4 protein-coding genes are annotated in these 4,005 nt (G+C 56.8%); all 4 read right to left on the bottom strand.

The genetic code is table 11. The features are described from left to right. Positions 1–52: 52 nt before the first annotated feature. Genes VWY34_RS01630 through VWY34_RS01645 form a run of 4 tightly spaced genes read right to left on the bottom strand, consistent with a single transcriptional unit; the run spans position 53 to position 3,765 of the window. A complete protein-coding gene (locus tag VWY34_RS01630) occupies positions 53–1,249 on the bottom strand; it encodes a DegT/DnrJ/EryC1/StrS family aminotransferase (RefSeq protein WP_416546489.1) in 1,197 nt (398 codons plus the stop codon). After that, positions 1,246–2,022, bottom strand: coding sequence for a glycosyltransferase family 2 protein (locus VWY34_RS01635; RefSeq protein WP_416549031.1), 777 nt, complete (start codon positions 2,020–2,022; stop codon positions 1,246–1,248). The genes VWY34_RS01630 and VWY34_RS01635 overlap by 4 nt, the downstream gene beginning before the upstream one ends. Next, positions 2,015–2,812 carry an NAD-dependent epimerase/dehydratase family protein gene (locus VWY34_RS01640; protein WP_416536354.1) on the bottom strand — a complete coding sequence of 266 codons (798 nt, stop codon included), beginning with the start codon at positions 2,810–2,812 and terminating at the stop codon, positions 2,015–2,017. The genes VWY34_RS01635 and VWY34_RS01640 overlap by 8 nt, the downstream gene beginning before the upstream one ends. 2 nt (positions 2,813–2,814) lie before the next feature. Next, complete coding sequence (locus VWY34_RS01645; protein ID WP_416536353.1) at positions 2,815–3,765, bottom strand: glycosyltransferase family 2 protein; 951 nt, start codon at positions 3,763–3,765, stop codon at positions 2,815–2,817. Positions 3,766–4,005 lie beyond the last annotated feature (240 nt).

A 4,005-nucleotide genomic window follows, 5' to 3' on the forward strand; every position in this document is an offset into this window, starting at 1 on the left:
ACACTTGGCATTTTGCTGTCCGTTGTTTCTGGAAATCGCCATCGGCCGCAGCTCAGGCTGCGCGGTCATGAATGCTCTTGGGACGCGCAACCGCCTTGAACGCGTCGGTGACGCAGGTCACATCCGCCGTCGACAAATTATGGTGGTTGGGCAGGTAAATCCCATAGTCGTGAATCAGATCTGCGTTTGGCAGCACCTGATGCCCGTAATGCCGGATCCAGAACGGATGGCGCGCGATATTTCCGCAGATGAGCGGTCGACACTCGATATCCTGGTCCCTGAGGTGCTCGAATACCTCCATCCTGTTCTCCACCAAGGTGCCATAGGCGAAGGAGGATAACAGCTCAGTCTCGCTGTCCTGACGATAAAAACCCCGCAACTGCGCAGCGTAGATGTCAAAATTGCGTTCGCGAACCCGGCAGATATCATCGAGTTTCAAAATTTGCTGACGCCCGATGAAGGCCTGCAGATCCGTCGAGCGCAGGTTAAACCCGGCGTAGTAGAAGGTGTAAAGGTTGCGGAAATCGTCGATATTGTGGTCTTGCTGCAGCTGATCGCGCAATGTCGGGTTGAGATCCCGGCTCCAGCCATGAGACCGCAGCGATAGCATGACCTGATGGAGCTCACTGTCATCGGTGACAACCATCCCCCCTTCGATCGTCGAGATATGATGCCCGTAATAGAATGAGAAACTGCCCGCAGTCCCATGACAGCCGAGTTTTCGCCCGTCGCTGACCGATCCCAGGGCTTCGCAGCTGTCCTCCAGCAAGAGGACATCATAACGTTCGCAGATGTCCCGGATCGCCGCCATATGGTTGGCGTGACCAAGCACATGCACAAGGATCAGCAGGGCCGGAGCCTCCTCCTTGCAGAGCCGTTCGAGATGATCCAGATCCAGCCCGAGATTGGTCGGATCGCAGTCGCAAAGCCGCACATCAAAACCGAACTGGATAAGTGGGGACACCGTGGTCACCCAGCTGACGGCGGGCGCGATCACCTTATTGTTCCGCAACCGTCCGGCTTCGCGCGCGGCATATATCATCAACAGGTTTGCAGACGAGCCCGAGTTCACAAATACCGCATGTTTGCAGCCCATCCATGCCGCGAACTCGGCTTCGAAGGCGGTTGTTTCTTCCGACTTTGTCAGGCGATTCCCCGCCATCATCCAATCGGCGGTCTGCTGCAGTTCCCGCCGCGAGATGGTGTCCTGGGCCAAGGTGATCGGCCGCGGTGGCTGAAAATTCTTCATGCTTGCGCCCCTCTTACAGCCTGCATCGCCTTTAACTCGACGTAGTAATGTCGCACCTCGTTGTAAGCGGCGGTGATGTTGGCGGCCTTCTTCTGATCTTTCAGCGCGTCGATGGTGATCGAGCCATCATGAGCCCGGAAACTGGCAAGAGGTTCCTTCACAAAGCCAACCTTCGGATATCGCAGCATCGATAGCAGCGAGGCGAAGATATCTGGCCCAACCCCGTGGTATTCGCTGTTTTGCAGCGGCAACCGCCCCTGGTAGAGCGCATCGATCAGTACCTGGCGCCGAAACAGAGCCGCGCCGGGGGAGATCAGGGATCCGACGATGTTTTCCTCCGCCAGGCGGTTCTCAAAAATACCCGTATCCGGCAGCCATCCCAAGAACTGCGTCATCATCTGCTTGCCGGTTTTATTGTCGACAACCTCAGCCCCGGTGAAGGCAAAGCCGACATCATAGCTGAGGACAGCCAGGCATTTTTCAATGAAGGTCGGAGCAATCCAGTCATCGTCATACTGCAGGTGAACAAATTCGCCAGATGCATGCAGGACGCCCTCAAGCCAGCAAAAATGCGGGCCGAAGTCCTTTTCCCGCCGGACGTAGATGATCTTATCACCATATTCCGCGGCAACCTGCGGCGTATGATCGGTCGACCCGTGATCTACGACGATCACTTCGCAGGCGACAGTCTGATCAAGCGCACTGTCGATTGCTTTGGGCAGCATATCCGCACGGTTAAATGTGGGAACTACAATGGAAACTCTCTTAGTCATGGCGTTCTCCAAGGATCGCACGCAGGCGCGTGACATCGGCCTCTAGCGTGTCGTTCTGGCCCAGGGGCCGTATGTTCAAAGGGAAAGGAGCAAGGGATTGCGCAAAATCTGCAACCGTCATCGCACACCCGGAGCCGACGTTGACCGGCCCCTCGGCATCCGAAAGAGCGAGTTCGACAATAAGGCGGGCCGCCTGTGCAGCGGGCAGAAAATCCCGCCGACTGCCGGCACCGTAGAGGTCAAACGGCGCCTCCGGCACGGCGGTCTTCAACCGAGTGACAAGCGTCGGGCGCAGATAGCTTCCAGATTGTTCAGGGTCGTGGATCGAAAACAATCTGGCGATGCAGAGCGAGCGACCCGTCGCGGCGCAAATCTGTTGCGCAGCCAGCTCTGCCATCCGCTTGGTCTGACCATAAAGTGAAACCGGTTCGATGGTATCGGTTTCGAAAATTGGCGTCTCTTTGCTCGCATAGACATGGCTGGAGGAACACAGAAGCATCCGGGCATGAGTATTGCCAAGCGCAGCCAGAAGGTTGATCGTGCCGCCAGCGTTCACAGCAAAGGCGCCGCCGGGATCGCCCTGCACCGCCTTGACCGGCACCATGGCAGCAAGGTGGATGACCAGATCAAGCGGGCCCGCCGTGTTGATGACCTGGGCAATCTCATCGGGTTTTGTCAGATCTGCGGTGTTGCGGATCACAACCGCATCAGGCGCAAGCTCTGCCAGAGCAGCCATGGCGTGGCGGCCAACGATACCGCCGCTGCCGGTTATGAAGATACGTTGCGACATGGTCACTGCATCGAGATGCTTTGGGCCGCGCCATGCGCTCTCAACCCCATTGAACGAAATTTCGCGGCCAGCTCCGCACTGGCTCGTTCGATTTTATTCAGCTCGACAGGGTCCGGGACACCAGCCGCGGGAGCAAGGCCGGGCCATTTGGAAAAATCACCCGAGGTGATGAAATCGGCAAAGGAAGCGCGACTGATCCCGTGATCACGCAGGTACTCATTGTCCTGGTGCGGGCGGAATTCGGCCTGGGATGTCTCGTCAGAATAGTACCGGCCGACCACCATCGGGATCCGCGTGAACTTGCGATTATTCTTGGCAAGGACCTGCCAGAAGATGGCATCGCCAATCGATTTGATCGGTGTCTGGTTGCCGAAGTAGCTCGGGTACCATGGGCCGACCTGCTCCAGGCTCCACAGTGTGGCAGGTCCATATGTTCCCCGCTCAGCCGTTCCGCTGCCAAGCCGCAGATTTGATTGTTTCTTCGGCGGCCAATTGGCAGCGAAGCAGGTATCCCAGAGGTCTTCCACAGCAAACTTTTGGTCGAGGTGACTTTCATCAAAGCTGACGAGCCATTCACCACCAACCAATGCGGATTTGGTCGCAATCGCTGCGGCGACCATCGCCTGAACGGCATTGGTGGCCAGGCGATCATCCATATTAAGGTTCATGATATATTTGGTACGTGCCAGTGCAGTTGCTGCGGACCAAGCCTCGTAGATCGTGAGCGGCTCGTCAAAACTGTGCCAGGGCGCGTCCAGCCACTCGGGGGCAACATCACCATTGTCAAAGATGTAGCAAGGCTCAACGGGGATCGACTGTGCCTTCAGATTCTCCCAATGAGACCGCAATAACTCGTGCTTGTTCGGCTGCTTATGCCAGACGGCGCAGAAAACCGTCACCAGAGGACGATCGCCTGTATCTGGATCAGGAGCATTGAAAGAGCGAAACTGCATGTGACCGGTTCTCCAGCAAAGCACGCGCAACGAACTGCGCTCACGATCCCGAAGATACGCCCATAAGAAATAAATTTGAGTTAAGTCGCGTCCGTTTCCAAAAGTCCCCAGCGACAATAGCCAGAATCCTGGTGGAAGAGCAGGACCGCGACGTCGCCTCCGGTGCAAAAGATCGCCAATGCTAAGGACCTGTTAGGGCTGAACGAGCGCTTGCAGTATCAAGGTCGCCCTTTCTTCGGA

Source organism: Phaeobacter sp. JH20_02, assembly GCF_048056915.1.
Taxonomy (GTDB): domain Bacteria; phylum Pseudomonadota; class Alphaproteobacteria; order Rhodobacterales; family Rhodobacteraceae; genus Phaeobacter; species Phaeobacter bryozoorum.